The organism is Caenimonas terrae (assembly GCF_042655405.1).
Classification (GTDB): Bacteria; Pseudomonadota; Gammaproteobacteria; order Burkholderiales; family Burkholderiaceae_C; genus Ramlibacter; species Ramlibacter terrae_A.
Window position 1 is genome coordinate 436,206 of sequence record NZ_JBHSMF010000006.1, and the last position, 16,241, is coordinate 452,446.

The window sequence follows — 16,241 nt, forward strand, 5'->3', positions numbered from 1 at the left end:
ATGCAGGAGCAGACCATCCACTGGGCTGGCCCGGGCCTGACGCGCATCCCGTACGACGTGTACAGCGACGCGGCGCTGGCCGCGAAGGAGCAGGAGAGGATCTTCCGGGGCGAAACCTGGAACTACCTGTGCCTGGACGCCGAACTGCCCGAGGGCGGCAGCTACCGCACCACCTTCGCCGGCGAAACGCCGGTGGTGGTGGTCAAGGACGACGACGGCGAGGTCTACGCCTTCGAGAACCGCTGCGCCCACCGCGGCGCGCTGATCGCGCTGGAGAAGTCGGGCCACACCGACGGCGGCTTCCAGTGCGTGTACCACGCGTGGAGCTACAACCGCCAGGGCGACCTGACCGGCGTCGCCTTCGAGGCCGGCGTCAGGGGCCAGGGCGGCATGGGCAAGAGCTTCTGCAAGCAGGACCACGGTCCGCGCAAGCTGCGGGTCGCGGTCTATTGCGGGCTGGTGTTCGGCAGCTTCAGCGAGGAGGTGCCGGGCATCGAGGAGTACCTGGGCGACGAGATCTGCCAGCGCATCGAGCGCGTGCTGCACAAGCCGGTGGAGGTGATCGGCCGCTTCACCCAGGCGCTGCCGAACAATTGGAAGCTGTACGTGGAGAACGTCAAGGACAGCTACCACGCCAGCCTGCTGCACCTGTTCTTCACCACCTTCGAACTGAACCGGCTGTCGCAGAAGGGCGGGCTGATCGTCGACGCCTCGGGCGGGCACCACGTGAGCTACTCGATGGTGGACAAGGCGGCGGCCGCCACCAGCGACACCTCGTACAAGGAGCAGGGCCTGCGCTCGGACGACAACCGCTACCGCCTGAAGGACCAGACCGTGCTCTCGGGCTTCGAGGAATACAACGACGGCGTGACGCTGCAGATCCTGTCGGTGTTCCCCGGCTTCGTGCTGCAGCAGATCCAGAACTGCCTGGCGGTGCGCCAGGTGCTGCCCAAGGGCGCCGAGCGCACCGAGCTGAACTGGACCTATATCGGCTACAGCGACGACACGCCGGCCCAGCGCACCGTGCGCCTGAAGCAGTTGAACCTGGTCGGCCCGGCGGGCTTCATCTCGATGGAAGACGGCGCGGTCGGCGGCTTCGTGCAGCGCGGCATCGCCGGCGCCCACGGCATGGAAGCGGTCGTGGAAATGGGCGGGGACGGCGCATCCTCCAGCGAGGGCCGTGCCACCGAAGCCTCGGTGCGCGGCTTCTGGAAAGCCTACCGTCGGCACATGGGCGAATGAGCATGATCGACCTGCTGCAACTGTGCGCGTTCAACGCGCAATACGCCCGCGCCATCGACAGCGACGCGCTGGAGCAATGGCCTTCTTTCTTCACCGAGGACTGCCTGTACCGCATCACCCACGTGGAGAACGAGCGCGACGGCCTGGCCGCCGGCATCGTCTATGCCGACTCGCGCGCGATGCTGGAAGACCGCATCGCCGCGCTGCGCCAGGCCAACATCTACGAACGCCAGCGCTACCGCCACCTGCTGGGCATCCCGCTGATCGAGCAGGCTGACAGCGGCAGCGCCAGCGCCCGCACCCCGTTCATGGTGGCGCGGATCATGGCCACCGGCGAGACCATGCTGTTCGCCACCGGCGAGTACCGGGACCGCTACGTGCTGCAGGACGGCAGGCTGCTGCTGGCCGAACGCACCGCCATCTGCGACAGCACGGTCACCGACACGCTGATGGCGCTGCCGCTGTGACCCGCAGGATCGCGCTGTCCGCCGGCGACCCGAACGGCATCGGTCCGGAGATCGTGCTGCGGGCGCTGGAGGCGCTGGACGGCGAGAACAGGATGAAGCTCGCGGTCTTCGGGCCGCCGGAGGTGCTGCAGCGGGCGGCGAGATCGATCGGCCTGGAGCACGTGCTGGCGCGCCTGGACCTGCGGCCGGCCGGCCAGTTGCCGGCCGCCGCCGCCGTGCCCGGCGAAGTCAACGCGCAGGCCGGGGCCAGCGCGGTCGCCTGCGCCACTGCGGCCATCCTCGCCTGCGAGGCCGGCGAGTTCGACGCGGTGGTGGCCGGCCCGCACCACGAGACGGCCATCAGCCAGGCCGGCATCGCGTTCAACGGCTATCCGTCGCTGCTGGCAAGGGTCTGCGGCCAGCCGCAGGACAGCGTGTTCCTGATGCTGGTGGGCGGCGGCCTGCGGATCGTGCACGTGACGCTGCACGAATCGGTGGCGACGGCGCTGGCGCGCATCACGCCCGGACTGATCGTGGCCGCCACGCAGGCGGGCGTGCGCGCGTGCGCGTTGCTCGGCCTGCCCGATCCGGCGTTGGCGCTGTTCGGCATCAACCCCCATGCGTCCGAAGGGCGGCTGTTCGGCCCCGAGGACGAGGACCTGGTCGGGCCGGCGGTGCGGCAGTTGCGCGCGCTGGGCGTGCGCGTGGACGGGCCCGCAGGCGCCGACGTGCTGCTGGCCGGGCGCAAGCACGACCTCTATGTGGCGATGCTGCACGACCAGGGCCACATCCCGGTCAAGCTGCTGGCGCCGCAGGCGGCCAGCGCGCTGTCGATCGGCGCCAGCGTGCTGCTGGCCAGCACCGGCCACGGCAGCGCGATGGACATCGCCGGCCGGGGCGTGGCCAGACCCGACGCCCTGCTGCGCAGCCTGCGCCTGGTCGCCGGCATCCCTTCCTGAACCGACCCACCGAAGTTTCCCCATGGCTTACGACGTTCGCATCGCCGGCACCGACCTGCATTTTTCCTGCGGCGAGGGCGAGAACCTGCTGGACGCCGCGCTCAAGGCCGGCATCGAGATGCCTTACTCCTGCCGCAAGGGCGTGTGCGGCAACTGCGCTGGCGGCATCGAGTCCGGCCAGGTGAAATGCCCGCCCAGCGACGTCGCCGGTGCGGGCCAGGTGTTGTTCTGCCAGTGCCTGCCGGCCTCCGACCTGGCGATCGTGCCGGCCGCGTGGCACCGCGTCGATCCGGCTGCGCGCAAGACCTTCAGCGCCAAGGTGTTCCGCAATACGCTGGCTGCCGACGACGTCAGCGTGCTGCAACTGCGGCTGCCCGCCGGCCAGCGCGCCAAATTCAGGGCCGGCCAGTACCTGCAGGTGGAATTGCCGGACGGCAGCCGCCGCTCGTACTCGATGGCCAATCCGCCGCACGAGAGCGACACGCTGCAGCTGCACGTGCGCCACGTGGCGGGCGGGCAGTTCACGCAGATCGTGCCCACGCTCAAGAGCGGCGACCTGCTCAAGGTGGAACTGCCCTTCGGCAACTTCGAGCTGAAGGAAGAAACGTCGGCGCCGATGCTGTGCGTGGTGGGCGGCACCGGCTTCGCGCCGGTGAAGTCGCTGCTGGACGACCTGGTGAAGAAGGGCGTCGGGCGTCCGGTGACCCTGGTCTGGGGCGGCCGCAATGCGGGCGGCCTGTACCTGATGACTGCGGTGGAGCGCTGGAAGAAGCTGCTCCCCGGCTTCACATTCATTGCGGCGGTGGAAGACGCCGCGGATGCGCAGGCGCTGGCAGGCTTCCATGGACGCGTCGATGACGCGGTGCGGGCGAATTTCCCGAGCCTGGACGGCCACGAGGTCTACTGCTGCGGCGCCCCGCCGATGGTGGCTGCCGTGAAGAAGGCTTGCGTGCAGGAGCGCGGCCTGGATCCCAGGCACTTCTTCAGCGACGTGTTCGTGCCCGGACCGGCAGCGACCTGACTGGCCTCTTTGCCGGATCGACGCTGCCGTCCACAATACCGGCATGATCGAAAAACACATCGACATCACCACGCGCGCCGGGGCGATGAACAGCTTCGTGGTCCACCCGGAAGAACACGGGCCGCATCCGGTCGTCCTGTTCTACATGGACGCGCCGGGCAAGCGCGAGGAATTGCACGACATGGCGCGGCGGCTGGCCTCGGTCGGCTACTACGTGGTGCTGCCCAACCTCTACTACCGCCGCAGCCACGACTACTGGCTCAAGGAACGCACCGAGCCGGCGCTGGCGGTGATGTTCGACCACATGCATTCGCTGACCAACGCGCTCGTCACCCAGGACACCGAGGCGATGCTGCGCCACATCGACGCCCAGCCGGAAGCGGACGGCGCGCGCGTCGGCGCGGTGGGCTACTGCATGAGCGGGCCCTTCGTGATGGCGGCGGCGGCGGCCTTCCCGCAGCGCATCAAGTCGATCGCCTCCATCCACGGCGCGCAGCTGGTCACCGACAAGCCCGATTCGCCGCACCTGATGGCGCCGAAGATCAAGTGCGAAAGCTACTTCGCCTGCGCCCAGACCGACAGGTGGGCGCCGCCGGAAACGATCGCCGTGCTGCAGCAGGCATTGCAGGCGGCGGGAACGCCGCACCGCATCGAGTGGTATCCCGGCACCGAGCACGGCTTCGTCTTTCCGCTGCGCGCCGGCATCTACGACCGCGCCGGGGCCGAGCGCCACTGGGAGCGGCTGTTCGACCTGTTCCGCCGCACCCTGCCGCAGTAGCCCTCAGGCGCCGGCCCGGCGCCGCAGCGTCATCGCATTGGGCAGCGGCACCGAGCGCTGCAGCACCTCCTCGCCCAGCCACAGCGCGCTCTTGCGCGCCCGCGCCGCCACCGCCCGCGCCGGCATCTGCTGGTAGTCGTCGTTGAACACCTCGAAGCTGTAGTCGCCCCGGTAGCCCAGCGCGTGCAGCCGCGTCACCCAGTCCGCCACCTGCGCGCTGTGCACGCCCTCGCCCGGAAACACGCGGAAATGGCGCGCCGTGGTGATGCGCTCCTCCACCGACGGGATCTCCTGCCACATGAAGTCGGCCAGCTGCACCAGGAAGATCTTGTCCGGATCGAGCTGGTCGATCTCCTCGGCCGGGGTCTTGGCGGCGAAGGCATGGAACGAATCCAGCCCGATGCCCAGGTTGAACATGTCGGCGCGCAGCACCAGGTCCCAGGCCTGCGGGAAGACGTTGACGGTGCGGCCCCAGGACAGCGCCTCGTAGGCCACGTTCACGCCCAGCGGCACCGCCAGCATCGCCAGCTTGCGCAGGTCGCGCGCCATCGCGTCCAGGTCGGTGCTGGCGTGGGTGGAGGTCGACGAGCAGACCAGCAGCACCTTGGCGCCGACCGCCGCCGTCACCTCCAGCATCGACTTGGCCACGTCCACCTTGTAGTCGTGCAGGTGGCCGCTCAGGCCCTCGAAGTCGCGCATCACCTGCATGCCGGTGACGCGCAGGCCGCTGGCGCGCACCTCCTCCACCGCCGCCTCGTAGCCGTCGGGATGGCCGACCACGTCGCGCGCGCCCAGCATCACCTGGGTGAAGCCGGCCTCGCGCGCCGCCTTCAGCTTGGCGCCCAGCGGGCCGCCGAAGGAGATGGTGTCGATGCCGAAGTCGCTGGTGTTGCCGCCGTCATGGATGCTGCTGTTCATGGCGCTCACCCCTGCGTGTGGACCAGCTCGAAGGTCAGGCCGAACAGCGCCGGCTTCATCAGCGCGCCGCGGGTGTCGCTGTGGACCTTGCCCGACTCGAAGAAGTCCACGCCGCGCGCGCGCAGCTGCGCCACCGCGGCCAGCACGTCCGGCGTGCCGAAGGCCACCCGCGCCAGCGACTCCTCGCCCTCCACGTCGACGATGCCCGCCTCCGGCTCGATCAGCTGCAGGTAGAAGGTGCCGCAGGGGCTGCGCAGCACCCGGCCCTTGGGCAGGATGCCGAAGCGCTGCTCGTCGGGCACCTGGGTGAAGCCGAACAGCTCGCGGTAGAAGTCGGTCCAGTTCTCGGTGCGTTCGTTGCCGATGTACTGCACCAGGCCGAACCAGTCCATGCCGGCGACGGCGGGCGGATTGCGCTCCACGGTGGGGATCGGCACGAAGTCCACGTCGTAGATCGAGAACTCGCGCCAGCGGTCGACGAAGTAGATGCGGCTGCTGCCGACGCCGTGGATCGCCGGGATGTGCAGCTCCATCGGCTCCACGTTGACCGGCACCGCCCAGGCGCCGCGCTCCAGCGCGCGCCGGTAGGCGGCGCCGGCGTCGCGCACGCGCAGCGCGAGCGCCGACAGCACCGGCGTCTCCGACAGCGCGCCGGCGCGCGGCTGGCCGTTGCCGTGGGCGTTGACGATGATGTTCATGCCGCCCTGCCGGTACAGCAGCACCTCGCGCGAGCGGTGCCGCGCCACCGGCTGGAAGCCGATGCTCTCCAGCACCTGGCCCAGCGCCTGCGGCTTGCTGGTGGCGTACTCCACGAACTCGATGCCGGCCAGCGCCACCGGGTTGGGCTGCTCGCCGATCGCCTCGCGGTCCTCGATCTGGGGGTCGGTCATGGCGTGCTCCTGTCGAAATGGTTGGACCCGGCCGGGTCGATGGCGACGGCGGCGCCGCCCTGGGCGGCGGATTCGGCCACCGCCAGCGTGGCGCGCAGCGTGCGGCCCGCGTCCTGGGCGCTGACCCGCGGCGCGTCCAGCCCGCGGATCACGGCGCAGAAATGCTCCAGCTGGCGCACCAGCGGATCGGCCCGCGTCACCGGCAGGCGCTGGGTGCGCAGCGGCCGCTGCCACGATGCCTCGCCGTCGTAGGTGCGCAGCCGCATGGTCGGCACGCCCAGCGAGCCGCGATCGCCGCCGATCACGTAGCAGTCTTCGTCGGGGTCGCGGTCGTAGGCCTGGTTCTCGCCGCTGGTCTGCTCCCAGCTGCGCGGCCCGGCGGCGCAGTCGCTGACCAGGAAGGTGCCGAGCGCGCCGCCGGCAAAGCGCAGCGCCACCGCGGCCGTGTCTTCCACCTCGAAGCCGCGGGCGGCGTTGGACGCCAGCGCGCGGACCTGCACGATCTCGCCCATCAGCGCGCGCATGTTGTCGACCTCGTGCACCAGGTTCACCAGGATCGGGCCGCCGCCGCGCCGGCAGCGCCACGGCGCCTCCGTGAAATACGCGTCCGGCTTGCGGAAGGTGGCGCTGCCCTGGAAGGCGGTGAGCCGGCCGAGCCGGCCGCCGTCGATCACGGCGCGCGCCGCCTCCAGCGCCGGGCTGTAGCGCCGGTGGTGGCCCACCAGCACCGGCACCCGGCTGGCCGCCTCCGCCTGCGCCAGGCGCTGGGCGCCTTCCTGCGTGTCGGCCACCGGCTTTTCCACCAGCACCGGGATGCCGCGGGCGATGCAGGCCAGCGCCCCCGCCACGTGCAGCGGGGTGGGGGTTGCCAGGATCACGCCGTCCGGCTTGCTGGCATCCAGCATCGCTTCCAGTTGCTCGAACAGGGGGACGCCGGCCTCGCGCGCTGCCGCCTGCGCGGCGGGCGCGGGATCGGTGACGGCCACCAGCGTGCAGTCGCCGCTGGCCAGCACGCGCTGCACGTGCGCGCGGCCGATGGCGCCGAGCCCGGCGACCGCCAGCCGCAGCGGCGCACGGCGGGCCATCAGGCGGGCTGCGCGGCGCCGGCGTGCGCGCCGCCCAGGAACAGCCGTTCGATGTTCGGGTCCGACAGCAGGTCGCCCGCGGGCTTTTGCAGCACCAGCCGGCCCGATTCGAGCGCGATCGCCTCGTCCGCCATCTTCAGCGCGCTCTTGACGTTCTGCTCCACCATCAGCACGGTGGTGCCCTCGTCGGCCAGCCGCCGCAGCAGCCGGAACACGTCGGCCACCACCAGCGGGCTCAGGCCGATCGAGGGCTCGTCGATCAGGATCACCTTGGGCCGCAGCAGCAGCGCGCGCCCCACCTCCAGCTGCTTCTGCTCGCCGCCCGACAGCGCCGAGGCGCGGCTGTGCAGCCGCTCCTTGACCCGCGGGAACAGCTCCAGCACCTCGGGGATGCGGGCGTGGGTGGTCTTCATGCCCAGCGTGATGCCGCCCAGCTCCAGGTTCTCCCAGACCGTCAGCTGGCCGAACAGGTTGCGGCCCTGCGGCACGAAGGCCACGCCGTGCTGCACCAGCAGCTCCTTGGCGCCGGCGCCGGTGATGTCCTGGCCGTCCAGCCGGATCCGGCCCTGGCGCACCTTGAGCAGGCCGAACAGCGTCTTGAGGACGGTGGACTTGCCGGCGCCGTTGGGTCCCAGCAGCAGCGTGATCTTGCCGCGCCTGGCCTTGAAGCTCAGGTTGTTCAGGATCATGAAGTCGCCGTAGCCGGCGAGCACGTTGTCGAATTCGATGCAGGTGTCGTCCATGGTCGTCATCTCAGGCTCCCAGGTAGGCGTCCAGCACCTGCTTGTTGGACCGGATCTCGGCCGGCGTGCCCAGCGCCATCACCTTGCCCTCCACCATCACCAGGATGCGGTGGCACAGGTCCATCACGAAGTCCATGTTGTGCTCGATCACCACGAACGAGCCCTTGCGGGTCTTGTTCAGTTCCTTGAGCAGCGTGCTGATGCCGCCGACCAGGCTCGGATTGACGCCGGCGCAGGGCTCGTCCAGCAGCACCAGGTCGGGCTCGCTCATGAAGGCCATCGCGATGTCCACCAGCTTTTGCTGGCCGTAGCTCAGCTCGCCGGCCTTCTTGTCGGCCACGTGGCGGATGCGGAACTGGTCGATCAGCGCGTCGGCCCGGGCGCCCAGGCCCGAATCGCCGGGCGCGAACATGCGGCCGAACATGCTGCCCTGGTGTTCCTGCGCGGCGACGATCAGGTTGTCGCGCACGCTCATCTTGCCGAACACCTGCAGGGTCTGGAAGGTGCGGCCGACGCCGCGCTGGTTCAGCTCCACGGGTGAGAGGCGCGTGATGTCCTGGCCATTGAGCTCGATGCGGCCGGCGTCGGGCGTGATCTGGCCCAGCACGCTGTTGAACATCGTGGTCTTGCCCGAGCCGTTGGGGCCGATCACGCCGAAGATCTCGCCGGGCAGCACCTCGAAGGACACGCCCGCCACGGCGTGGATGGCGCCGTAGGACTTCTTCAGGTCGCTGACCTTGAGCACCGGCGCGGTCATGCCTGCACTCCCACGGCCGCCGCGGACGCGGCGCGGGCCGCGGACGCTTCGCGTGCCAGCCGGCGGGCGCGCACGCGGTCCGGGATGCTGAGCAGGCCGTCGGGCAGCCACAGCATCAGCAGCACCACCGCGCTGCCGAACACGAACAGGTACCAGGCCTGCGCGAAGCGCAGCCACTCGGGCAGCAGCACGCCGACGGCGGAGCCCAGCAGCGGGCCGAAGAAGTAGCCCGGGCCGCCGACCACCACCATCAGGTACATCATGAACGAGGTGCCCACCGCGAACGGCGCCGGCTCGATGAACTGCACCAGCGAGGCGAACAGCGCACCGGCGATGCCCGCGTACACCGCGCCGAAGGCGAACGACAGCAGCGTGTAGGCCTGGATCCGGATGCCCAGCGACTCGGCCCGGATCGGGTTGTCGCGCAGCGCGGTGAAGGCCTTGCCCCAGGGCGAGGCCAGCAGCTTCCACATCAGCGCCGACAGCAGCACCGTCACGCCGAGCACGAAGTAGTAATAGGCCAGCGAGCCTTCCAGCGAGAGGCCGAACAGCTCGGGCCGGCCGATGTTGTTGATGCCGAAGGTGCCGCCGGTCAGCGACTCCTCGTTGCGCAGCACCAGCCAGACGGCGGTGTTGAAGCCCAGCGTCGCGAACGCCAGGTAGATGGTCTGCACCCGCAGCGCCGGAAAGCCCAGCGCCAGCCCGATCAGGAAGCAGCCCAGCACCGCCACCGGCAGCCCGATCCAGAAGCTGATGCCGTGCTGCATCAGGATCGCCACCGTGTAGGCGCCGATGCCGAAGAAGGCGGCGTGGCCCAGCGACTTCTGGCCGGCGTAGCCGACCGTCAGGTTCAGCCCCATGTTGGCGATCACGTAGACCAGCCAGGTGCTCAGCAGGTAGATGCCGTAGTTCTTGAGGAAGGGCGGCACGGCCAGCAGCAGCAGGCCGAGCGCGAGGAGGAACAGCGTCGATTTTTTCATGGCGGGCTGCCCTCAGACCTTGCGTTCGATTTTCTGGCCCAGCAGCCCTTGCGGCTTGAACAGGATGACCAGCATGAAGATGACCAGCGCCACCGCGTCCTTGTAGGCCGCCGACACGTAGTGCGCGGCCAGGTTCTCGCTGACGCCGACGATGATGCCGCCCAGCAGCGCGCCGCGCGAGTTGTTGAAGCCGCCGATGATCGCGGCGAAGAAGGCCTTGGTCGCCAGCCCCTCGCCCATGTCGAACTTGGCCAGGTAGGTGGGCGTGACCAGCAGCGCCGCGGCGCAGGCCAGCACGGCGTTGATGGCGAAGGTGTAGAACACCATGCGCGGCACGTTGATGCCCAGCACGGTGGCGCTCTCGGTGTTCTGCGCCACCGCCTGCATCGCGCGGCCGGTGACGGTGCGCGACAGCCATGCCTGGGTGCCCAGCACCAGCAGCAGCGCCGCCAGCAGGGTGCCGATGTCGCCCGAGGTCACGGTGACGCCGGCCACGCGGATCAGCGTGTCGCCGAACAGGCTGGGAAAGGGATGGGCCTCGGCGCTGTAGCCGGCCCGCACGCCGTTGCGGATGGCGATCGACAGGCCCAGCGTCGCCACCACCACCGGCATCATGCCGAAACGTAGTAGCGGATCGGCGATGCCGCGCTTGAAGCCCCAGCCCAGCACCAGCACCGCGATGGCGCAGGTGAAGGCGAAGCTGACCAGCAGCGGCAGGCCCATGGTGTTGAAGGCCAGCATCATGAAGGCCGGCAGCATCACGAACTCGCCTTGCGCGAAGTTGATGGTGCCGCTGGCCTGCCACAGCAGCGTGAAGCCCAGCGCCGCCAGCGCGTAGATGGCGCCGGTGGCCATGCCGGACAGCAGCAGTTGGACCAGGTCCGTCATGGTCGCCTCAGCCGCCCTTCTTGCTGCCCAGTGCCGGCAGCACTGCCTTGACTTCCTGCTTGCCGTTCTTGACTTCCACCAGGAAGCTCTCGCGGTCGATGTCGCCCTTGTCGTCGAAGCTGACGTCCATCAGCACGCCCGGCTCCTTGGCGGCGCTGATGGTCAGGCCCTTCATCGCCTTGGCCAGCGCGGCGCGGTCGATCTTGCCGGCCTTCTCCAGCGCCGCCTTCATGATGTAGACGCCGGTGTAGCCCTTGATGCCGTTGTGGTCCGGGATGTAGTGGTAATCGCGCTCGAACTTGGCGCGGAAGGCCCGCATCGACGGCACCGGCGCGTCCACCGACAGCCCGATGTGGGCCACGGCGCCGTTGGCGGCGTCGCCGGCCAGCTCGATCACCTTCTGGCTGGTCAGCACGGTCTCGCCGACGATCGGCTTGTTCACGCCCTGCTTGCGCAGCTCGCGCAGCGCGCGCGCCGCCTCTTCCTCGTTGGTGTAGACGAAGATCACGTCGGCGTTGCTCTGCTTGGCCTGCAGCACCGGCGCGGCGAAGTCCAGCTTGCCCGGGTCGGTGGAGATGTTGGCCACCACCTTGACGCCCAGGTCGGCCAGCGACTTGGTCACCATGTCGCTGCCGCCCTTGCCGAAGTCGTTGTTGACGTAGATCACCGCCACCGTCTTGGCCTTGAGGTTCTGCGCGATGTAGCGCGCCACCTTGGGCATCGAGGTGGCCTGGCCGAAGCTGGTGCGGTAGACGTAGGGGTTGCCCTGGGTGGTGATGGAGGCCGCCTCGGCGCCGGTGAAGTTGGGGATCTTGGCGCGCCGGGTCTCGTTCATGCTGACGATCATCGAGCCGGAGAAGCCGGGGCCGAACACCGCCAGCACGTCGTCGTCGACCGCCTTCTGGGCCAGGCCCTTGGCGACGCCGGGATTGCTCTGCGTGTCGTAGTGGGTGACCTCGATCTTCTTGCCCAGGATGCCGCCGGCGGCGTTGATCTCCTTGATGGCGAGGTCCATGCCGTTCTTGAAGTTGGTGCCGACGGTGGCACCGGTGCCGGACAGCTCCTGCAGGCTGGCGATCTTGATCGTCGCCTGCGCGTGGGCCGCGCCGGCGACGAGGGCGAGCGCGGCGACGGCCGCGGTCAGGGATTGGCGGATCATGGTCATGGTGTTGTCTCCTGGAACGTTGAAGCGAGGGTGACGGGGGGCTGTTGCGGCGCCAGCAGCGCGCGCAGGTCGGTGGCATCGGCCTGCACCCGGCGCGCCAGCGCCTGGTAGCCGAAGAAGGCAAGGTACTCGGGGATCTGCTGGATCAGCATCTCGTAGCCGGGATGGCAGGCCAGGCCGCGCGCGCGGCAGGCCTGCAGCAGCGGCGTCGGCTGGTTCTTCATCAGGATGTCGATCACGGCGGCGTGCCCTTCGCAGCGCGCCACGTCGAAGGGCAGCGGGTCGCCGGGGCGCAGGCCCAGCGGCGTGGAATTGACGACGATGTCGAAGCCGGCCGGGTCGGCGGCGTCCAGCGCCACCACCTCGACGCCGAACTCCGCCTGCAGCCGCGAAGCAACCGTGGCGGTGCGGCCGGGCACGTTGTCGTACAGCGCCAGCCGGCGCACGCCGCGCTCGCACAGCGAGGCGGCGATGGCCACGCCGCCGCCGCCGACGCCCACCACCAGCGCGTCGCGGCCGGCGCAGGGGATGCCGAAGTGGTCCAGCGCCTTGACGAAGCCGATGCCGTCGAACAGCGCGCCTTCCAGCGAGCCATCCGGATTGCGGCGGGCGGCGTTGACGGCGCCGGCGGCGCGGCCCAGCCGGTCGCAGCGGTCCAGCAGCTCCACCATCGCGGTCTTGTGCGGGATCGCCAGCCAGAGGCCGTCGATGTTGCCGGCGGCGGTGACGTTGCGCACGAAGCGCTCCAGGTCGGCCGGCCGCACATGGGCCGGCGCCAGCACCGCATCGATGCCGTGGGTGCGGAACAGGTGGTTGAACATCTCGGGCGCGCGCACCTGGCTGACCGGGTCGCCCAGGATCAGGAAGACGCGGGTGGTGCCCGTGATCGGAAGTGCGGCCGCAGCGCCGGCGGAAAGGGATGCTGTTGTCATGTCGGGGGCAACGATAGGCACCCCGGGGGTTTCCCTCAAGCCATTTGTGGCCCCGGTGCGCGATGATCGCTCACACCGCGCGACTACCGCGTGTTTGCCGGGTTTCCCCTTATGAGCGAGCCTCCCTTCGAGATCGACCCGAAGGACCTGATCGAAGGCCTGGGCAAGGGCCTGAAGGTGATCGAGGCCTTCGACGACGACCATCCGCGGCTGACGGCCAGCGAGGCCGCCGCATTGACCGGCATCTCGCGCACCGCGGCGCGCCGCTTCCTCCTGAGCCTGTGCCACTTCGGCTATGCGGCCACCGACGGCAAGTCGTTCTGGCTGGCGCCGCGGGTGCTGCGCCTGGGCCAGAGCTACCTGGGCGCGGCCCGGCTGCCGCGGCTGGTGCAGCCCTTCATCCAGCGCATCTCGATGCAGAGCGGCGAGACCGTCAACATGAGCGTGCTGGACGGCCACGAGATGGTCTACGTGGCGCGCAGCAATCCGCCGCGCTACGTGTCGATCGGCTACCAGGTCGGGGTGCGGGTGCCGGCCCACGTGGTGACGCCCGGCACCGCGGTGCTCTCCACCTTCAGCGACGAGCTGCTGGACGAATGGATCGCCGAGCACGAGTTCACCGGCTTCACCGCCCACAGCGTCACCGACCCGGCGGCCTTCCGCGCCAACGTGCTGGCCGCCCGCGCGCTCGATTACTGGACCACCGACCAGCAGCTGGACGCCGGGCTGCGCGGCATCGCGCTGGCGCTGAAGGACCGGCGCGGCAACTGCCAGGGCGCGCTCGGCATGACGCTGCAGATGCAGGCCTACACCGGCGAGCAGATGGTGGAGCAGCTGCTGCCGCTGCTGCGCGAGGCGGCGCAGGCGCTGCGGCCGCTGCTCTAGCCCTTGCCCAGCGGCGTGCGCGAGAACAGGCCGGAGGCGTTGATCTCCAGCGCCAGTTCGGCGGCCGCCGCCAGCAGCGCCGGCGCCAGCGCCTGGATGCGGGCCGCGGTGAGGCGCCGGCGCGGACCCGCGATGCTGATGACGCCGATGGCGGGCGCGCCGGCGCGCCGCACCGGCGCCGCGACCGCTGACATGCCGGGCGCGAACACCTCGTCGATCATCGCGTAGCCCCGCACCCGCGCGGCGTGCAGGAAGCCGAGCAGGGCCTTGACGGTGGTCGGCGCCTTCGGCCCGTACTGCTGCGGCGGGCCGAAGCCCTGCCGGGCCACCAGCGCCACCGCGCGTTCGTCCGACAGCGTCAGCAGCCAGGCATGGCCCGAGGACGTGCAGGACAGGCGCGCGTCCATGCCCATGTCCGGGTCGTAGCGGAAGCCCTTGCGGCCGCCCTCGGCCTTGGCGACCCAGGTCAGCCGGTCCTCGTCCACGATCGACAGCCGCACCAGCTCGCCCGAGCGTTCCGCCAGCCGCTCGATCAGCGGCTGGGCGACGTCGACGATGCCCGACCCGCTGAGGAAGCCCAGCCCCAGCGCCACCAGCCGGGTCGTCAGCACATAGTCGCCCTGCGGCCGCACCTGCCGCACGTAGCCGCGCGACTTCAGCTGCGCCAGCAGCCGGTGGCAGGCGCTGCGCGGAATGTCGACGGCATCGGCGATGTGGGCCAGCGGCAGGCCGCCGGGCTGCGCCGCCATGTATTCGAGGATGCCCAGGCCGCGATCGAGCATGGTCGTCAAGGGATGGGCCGCTGTGGCGCCGGCGTCGTCGTTTCGCATGCCGGAACGATATTCCAGTCCGGAACGCCCCGCCACCGGGCTTTCCACAATCGGCCCCGACGCAGCCACAGGACTACCCGATGCCCCATCCGCTCTACGTTCTCAACGGCTCCAACCTGAACATGCTGGGACGGCGCGAGCCGCACCTGTACGGCACCACCACGCTGGCGCAGGTGCAGGAACGCACCGAGGCGCTGGCGCGCGAGCTCGGGCTGGCCTGCGACTTCCGCCAGACCAACCACGAGGGCGTGCTGGTGGACTGGATCCAGGAGGCGTTCGAGCAGGACGCCGCCCTGATCATCAACCCGGCCGGCTTCTCGTTCCGCTCGGTCCCGGTGCTGGACGCGCTCAAGCTGATCCGCAAGCCGCTGATCGAGGTCCACATCACCAACATCCACCAGCGCCCCGAGCCCTACCGGCATTCGCTGGTGTCGCAGGCGGCCACCGGCGTGATCTGCGGCCTCGGCGCCGGCGGCTACCTGCTGGCGGTGCGCGCCGTCGCGCAGGCGCTCGCGCCGGCGGCCTGAGGCGCCGCTTTCCCTTTCCAGTCATCAATCACTTCCGAAGGAGACATTCGCATGACCATCACCCAGCTGCTCGCCTGCACCGCGCTCGCCACCGCCGCCCTGGCCGCCTCGGCCCAGGCGCCGGCCGTCAGGTTCGCCGGCATCATGGAACTGTCCGGCGGCGGCGCCACGCCCGGCACCAACTTCAACAACGGCGTCAAGCTGGCCGTCAAGGAGATCAACGCCGCCGGCGGCATCCTCGGCCGCCCGATCGACTACCAGCCAGTGGACACGCAGACCAACCCCGGCGTCGCCAAGGGCCTGGCGCAGAAGGCGGTCGACGACGGCGCCTATGTGGTGCTGGGGCCGGTGCATTCCGGCTCGATGCTGGTCACAATGTCCGAAACGCAGCGCGCCGGAGTGACCAATTTCACCGGCGGCGAAGCCGCAGCCATCACGCAGAAGGGCAATCCGTACGTGTTCCGCTCCTCGTTCACGCAGCTGACCTCGATGCCGAAGGTGGCGCGCTACATCAAGGACAGCGTCAAGGCGAAAACCGTCGCCGTCATGTACACCAACAACGACTACGGCAAGGGCGGCCACGACGCCATGCTCAAGGCGCTGGAGGCCGAGGGCATCAAGGTAGCCGTGGACGTCGCCACCGAGCCCGGCCAGATCGATTTCTCGGCGGCGGTGCTCAAGGTCAACCAGGCCGGCGCCGACGCGCTGTTCCTCTACACGCTGGAGGAAGAATCCGCGCGCGCCCTGCGCGAACTGCGCAAGCAGGGCTATGCCAGGCCGATCATCGGCGAGACCACCGCGGTCAGCCAGAAGACCATCGAGCTGGCCGGCGACGCCGCCAACGGCATGCTGGGCCACGTCGGCCTGACGGTGGACGCGCCGGAGCCGCGCATCAAGGCCTTCGACGAGAAGTTCCAGCGCGAATACAAGTACAAGAGCGACCACAACGGCCTGAAGGGCTACATCAGCGTGTACGTCGTCAAGGCCATGACGGAGAAGATCGGCAAGTTCGATTCCAGGGCGCTGTCGGAGGCGCTGCACGGCGCGAAGATCTCGGCCGCCCAGCATCCGGGCGTGCTGATGGACGTCTCGTTCGACCGCAACGGCGACCTCGACCGCGAGAGCTTCCTGATCCGCATCGACCAGGGCAAGCAGCGCGTGGTCGCGACGCTGCCGGCCATGTCCGCGAAGTAGC

18 protein-coding genes are annotated in these 16,241 nt (G+C 69.8%); 8 read left to right on the forward strand and 10 right to left on the reverse strand.

Annotation, left to right across the window (positions count from 1 at the left end; translation table 11 throughout):
- From ACFPOE_RS08975 to ACFPOE_RS08995, 5 genes are read left to right on the forward strand one after another with little or no spacing between them, the layout of a single operon-like run.
- On the forward strand, positions 1–1,242 hold the full coding sequence (locus ACFPOE_RS08975; RefSeq protein WP_376849745.1) for an aromatic ring-hydroxylating dioxygenase subunit alpha: 1,242 nt from the start codon (positions 1–3) through the stop codon (positions 1,240–1,242).
- A complete protein-coding gene (locus tag ACFPOE_RS08980) occupies positions 1,239–1,709 on the forward strand; it encodes an aromatic-ring-hydroxylating dioxygenase subunit beta (protein WP_465251311.1) in 471 nt (156 codons plus the stop codon). The genes ACFPOE_RS08975 and ACFPOE_RS08980 overlap by 4 nt, the downstream gene beginning before the upstream one ends.
- Positions 1,706–2,647: a PdxA family dehydrogenase gene (locus ACFPOE_RS08985; RefSeq protein WP_376849746.1), complete on the forward strand. Its 942-nt coding sequence runs from the start codon at positions 1,706–1,708 to the stop codon at positions 2,645–2,647. The genes ACFPOE_RS08980 and ACFPOE_RS08985 overlap by 4 nt, the downstream gene beginning before the upstream one ends.
- 22 nt (positions 2,648–2,669) lie before the next feature.
- The gene (locus ACFPOE_RS08990) at positions 2,670–3,668 is read left to right on the forward strand and encodes a 2Fe-2S iron-sulfur cluster-binding protein (protein WP_376849747.1); all 999 of its coding nucleotides are present in this window, start codon (positions 2,670–2,672) and stop codon (positions 3,666–3,668) included.
- Between the two features lie 43 nt (positions 3,669–3,711).
- Positions 3,712–4,446, forward strand: coding sequence for a dienelactone hydrolase family protein (locus ACFPOE_RS08995; RefSeq protein ID WP_376849748.1), 735 nt, complete (start codon positions 3,712–3,714; stop codon positions 4,444–4,446).
- A 3-nt stretch (positions 4,447–4,449) separates the two neighbouring features.
- Here ACFPOE_RS08995 and ACFPOE_RS09000 read toward each other — a convergent pair whose 3' ends face one another.
- The 9 genes from ACFPOE_RS09000 to ACFPOE_RS09040 are packed head-to-tail and all read right to left on the reverse strand — an operon-like array spanning position 4,450 to position 12,804.
- Complete coding sequence (locus ACFPOE_RS09000; protein WP_376849749.1) at positions 4,450–5,364, reverse strand: sugar phosphate isomerase/epimerase family protein; 915 nt, start codon at positions 5,362–5,364, stop codon at positions 4,450–4,452.
- A gap of 5 nt (positions 5,365–5,369) precedes the next feature.
- Positions 5,370–6,254, reverse strand: a complete 885-nt coding sequence (locus tag ACFPOE_RS09005; RefSeq protein ID WP_376849750.1) for a VOC family protein — start codon at positions 6,252–6,254, stop codon at positions 5,370–5,372.
- Positions 6,251–7,339, reverse strand: a complete 1,089-nt coding sequence (locus ACFPOE_RS09010; protein ID WP_376849751.1) for a Gfo/Idh/MocA family protein — start codon at positions 7,337–7,339, stop codon at positions 6,251–6,253. The genes ACFPOE_RS09005 and ACFPOE_RS09010 overlap by 4 nt, the downstream gene beginning before the upstream one ends.
- The gene (locus tag ACFPOE_RS09015) at positions 7,339–8,082 is read right to left on the reverse strand and encodes an ABC transporter ATP-binding protein (RefSeq protein ID WP_376850628.1); all 744 of its coding nucleotides are present in this window, start codon (positions 8,080–8,082) and stop codon (positions 7,339–7,341) included. The genes ACFPOE_RS09010 and ACFPOE_RS09015 overlap by 1 nt, the downstream gene beginning before the upstream one ends.
- A 10-nt stretch (positions 8,083–8,092) precedes the next feature.
- A complete protein-coding gene (locus ACFPOE_RS09020; RefSeq protein ID WP_376849752.1) occupies positions 8,093–8,839 on the reverse strand; it encodes an ABC transporter ATP-binding protein in 747 nt (248 codons plus the stop codon).
- Positions 8,836–9,819, reverse strand: coding sequence for a branched-chain amino acid ABC transporter permease (locus tag ACFPOE_RS09025; protein ID WP_376849753.1), 984 nt, complete (start codon positions 9,817–9,819; stop codon positions 8,836–8,838). Before ACFPOE_RS09025 ends, ACFPOE_RS09020 begins: the two co-directional genes overlap by 4 nt.
- A 12-nt stretch (positions 9,820–9,831) precedes the next feature.
- A complete protein-coding gene (locus ACFPOE_RS09030) occupies positions 9,832–10,707 on the reverse strand; it encodes a branched-chain amino acid ABC transporter permease (protein WP_376849754.1) in 876 nt (291 codons plus the stop codon).
- 7 nt (positions 10,708–10,714) lie between these two features.
- Positions 10,715–11,872, reverse strand: coding sequence for an ABC transporter substrate-binding protein (locus tag ACFPOE_RS09035; RefSeq protein ID WP_376849755.1), 1,158 nt, complete (start codon positions 11,870–11,872; stop codon positions 10,715–10,717).
- Positions 11,869–12,804 carry a shikimate dehydrogenase family protein gene (locus tag ACFPOE_RS09040; protein ID WP_376849756.1) on the reverse strand — a complete coding sequence of 312 codons (936 nt, stop codon included), beginning with the start codon at positions 12,802–12,804 and terminating at the stop codon, positions 11,869–11,871. Before ACFPOE_RS09040 ends, ACFPOE_RS09035 begins: the two co-directional genes overlap by 4 nt.
- A 111-nt stretch (positions 12,805–12,915) precedes the next feature.
- Between ACFPOE_RS09040 and ACFPOE_RS09045 the strand changes: the two genes are divergently transcribed.
- Positions 12,916–13,689: an IclR family transcriptional regulator domain-containing protein gene (locus ACFPOE_RS09045; protein WP_376849757.1), complete on the forward strand. Its 774-nt coding sequence runs from the start codon at positions 12,916–12,918 to the stop codon at positions 13,687–13,689.
- On the opposite strand, the gene ACFPOE_RS09050 is transcribed toward ACFPOE_RS09045, so the two are convergent.
- Positions 13,686–14,519 carry an IclR family transcriptional regulator gene (locus ACFPOE_RS09050; RefSeq protein WP_376849758.1) on the reverse strand — a complete coding sequence of 278 codons (834 nt, stop codon included), beginning with the start codon at positions 14,517–14,519 and terminating at the stop codon, positions 13,686–13,688. The genes ACFPOE_RS09045 and ACFPOE_RS09050 overlap by 4 nt on opposite strands.
- An 80-nt stretch (positions 14,520–14,599) precedes the next feature.
- Here ACFPOE_RS09050 and ACFPOE_RS09055 point away from each other — a divergent pair, with 80 nt between their 5' ends.
- Complete coding sequence (locus tag ACFPOE_RS09055; protein ID WP_376849759.1) at positions 14,600–15,046, forward strand: type II 3-dehydroquinate dehydratase; 447 nt, start codon at positions 14,600–14,602, stop codon at positions 15,044–15,046.
- Positions 15,047–15,097: 51 nt separating this feature from the next.
- A complete protein-coding gene (locus ACFPOE_RS09060; RefSeq protein ID WP_376849760.1) occupies positions 15,098–16,240 on the forward strand; it encodes an ABC transporter substrate-binding protein in 1,143 nt (380 codons plus the stop codon).
- Position 16,241 lies beyond the last annotated feature (1 nt).

What these genes read in the sequence shown, in the direction of transcription:
- ACFPOE_RS09030 (WP_376849754.1), bottom strand. Translation starts at nt 10,707, where the DNA reads ATGACGGACCTGGTCCAACTGCTGCTGTCCGGCATGGCCACCGGCGCC.
- ACFPOE_RS08995 (WP_376849748.1), top strand. Translation starts at nt 3,712, where the DNA reads ATGATCGAAAAACACATCGACATCACCACGCGCGCCGGGGCGATGAAC.
- ACFPOE_RS08980 (WP_465251311.1), top strand. Translation starts at nt 1,239, where the DNA reads ATGAGCATGATCGACCTGCTGCAACTGTGCGCGTTCAACGCGCAATAC.
- ACFPOE_RS09040 (WP_376849756.1), bottom strand. Translation starts at nt 12,804, where the DNA reads ATGACAACAGCATCCCTTTCCGCCGGCGCTGCGGCCGCACTTCCGATC.
- ACFPOE_RS08975 (WP_376849745.1), top strand. Translation starts at nt 1, where the DNA reads ATGCAGGAGCAGACCATCCACTGGGCTGGCCCGGGCCTGACGCGCATC.
- ACFPOE_RS09000 (WP_376849749.1), bottom strand. Translation starts at nt 5,364, where the DNA reads ATGAACAGCAGCATCCATGACGGCGGCAACACCAGCGACTTCGGCATC.
- ACFPOE_RS09005 (WP_376849750.1), bottom strand. Translation starts at nt 6,254, where the DNA reads ATGACCGACCCCCAGATCGAGGACCGCGAGGCGATCGGCGAGCAGCCC.
- ACFPOE_RS09045 (WP_376849757.1), top strand. Translation starts at nt 12,916, where the DNA reads ATGAGCGAGCCTCCCTTCGAGATCGACCCGAAGGACCTGATCGAAGGC.
- ACFPOE_RS09060 (WP_376849760.1), top strand. Translation starts at nt 15,098, where the DNA reads ATGACCATCACCCAGCTGCTCGCCTGCACCGCGCTCGCCACCGCCGCC.
- ACFPOE_RS09010 (WP_376849751.1), bottom strand. Translation starts at nt 7,339, where the DNA reads ATGGCCCGCCGTGCGCCGCTGCGGCTGGCGGTCGCCGGGCTCGGCGCC.
- ACFPOE_RS09015 (WP_376850628.1), bottom strand. Translation starts at nt 8,082, where the DNA reads ATGGACGACACCTGCATCGAATTCGACAACGTGCTCGCCGGCTACGGC.
- ACFPOE_RS09020 (WP_376849752.1), bottom strand. Translation starts at nt 8,839, where the DNA reads ATGACCGCGCCGGTGCTCAAGGTCAGCGACCTGAAGAAGTCCTACGGC.
- ACFPOE_RS09025 (WP_376849753.1), bottom strand. Translation starts at nt 9,819, where the DNA reads ATGAAAAAATCGACGCTGTTCCTCCTCGCGCTCGGCCTGCTGCTGCTG.
- ACFPOE_RS09035 (WP_376849755.1), bottom strand. Translation starts at nt 11,872, where the DNA reads ATGACCATGATCCGCCAATCCCTGACCGCGGCCGTCGCCGCGCTCGCC.
- ACFPOE_RS08990 (WP_376849747.1), top strand. Translation starts at nt 2,670, where the DNA reads ATGGCTTACGACGTTCGCATCGCCGGCACCGACCTGCATTTTTCCTGC.
- ACFPOE_RS09050 (WP_376849758.1), bottom strand. Translation starts at nt 14,519, where the DNA reads ATGCGAAACGACGACGCCGGCGCCACAGCGGCCCATCCCTTGACGACC.
- ACFPOE_RS09055 (WP_376849759.1), top strand. Translation starts at nt 14,600, where the DNA reads ATGCCCCATCCGCTCTACGTTCTCAACGGCTCCAACCTGAACATGCTG.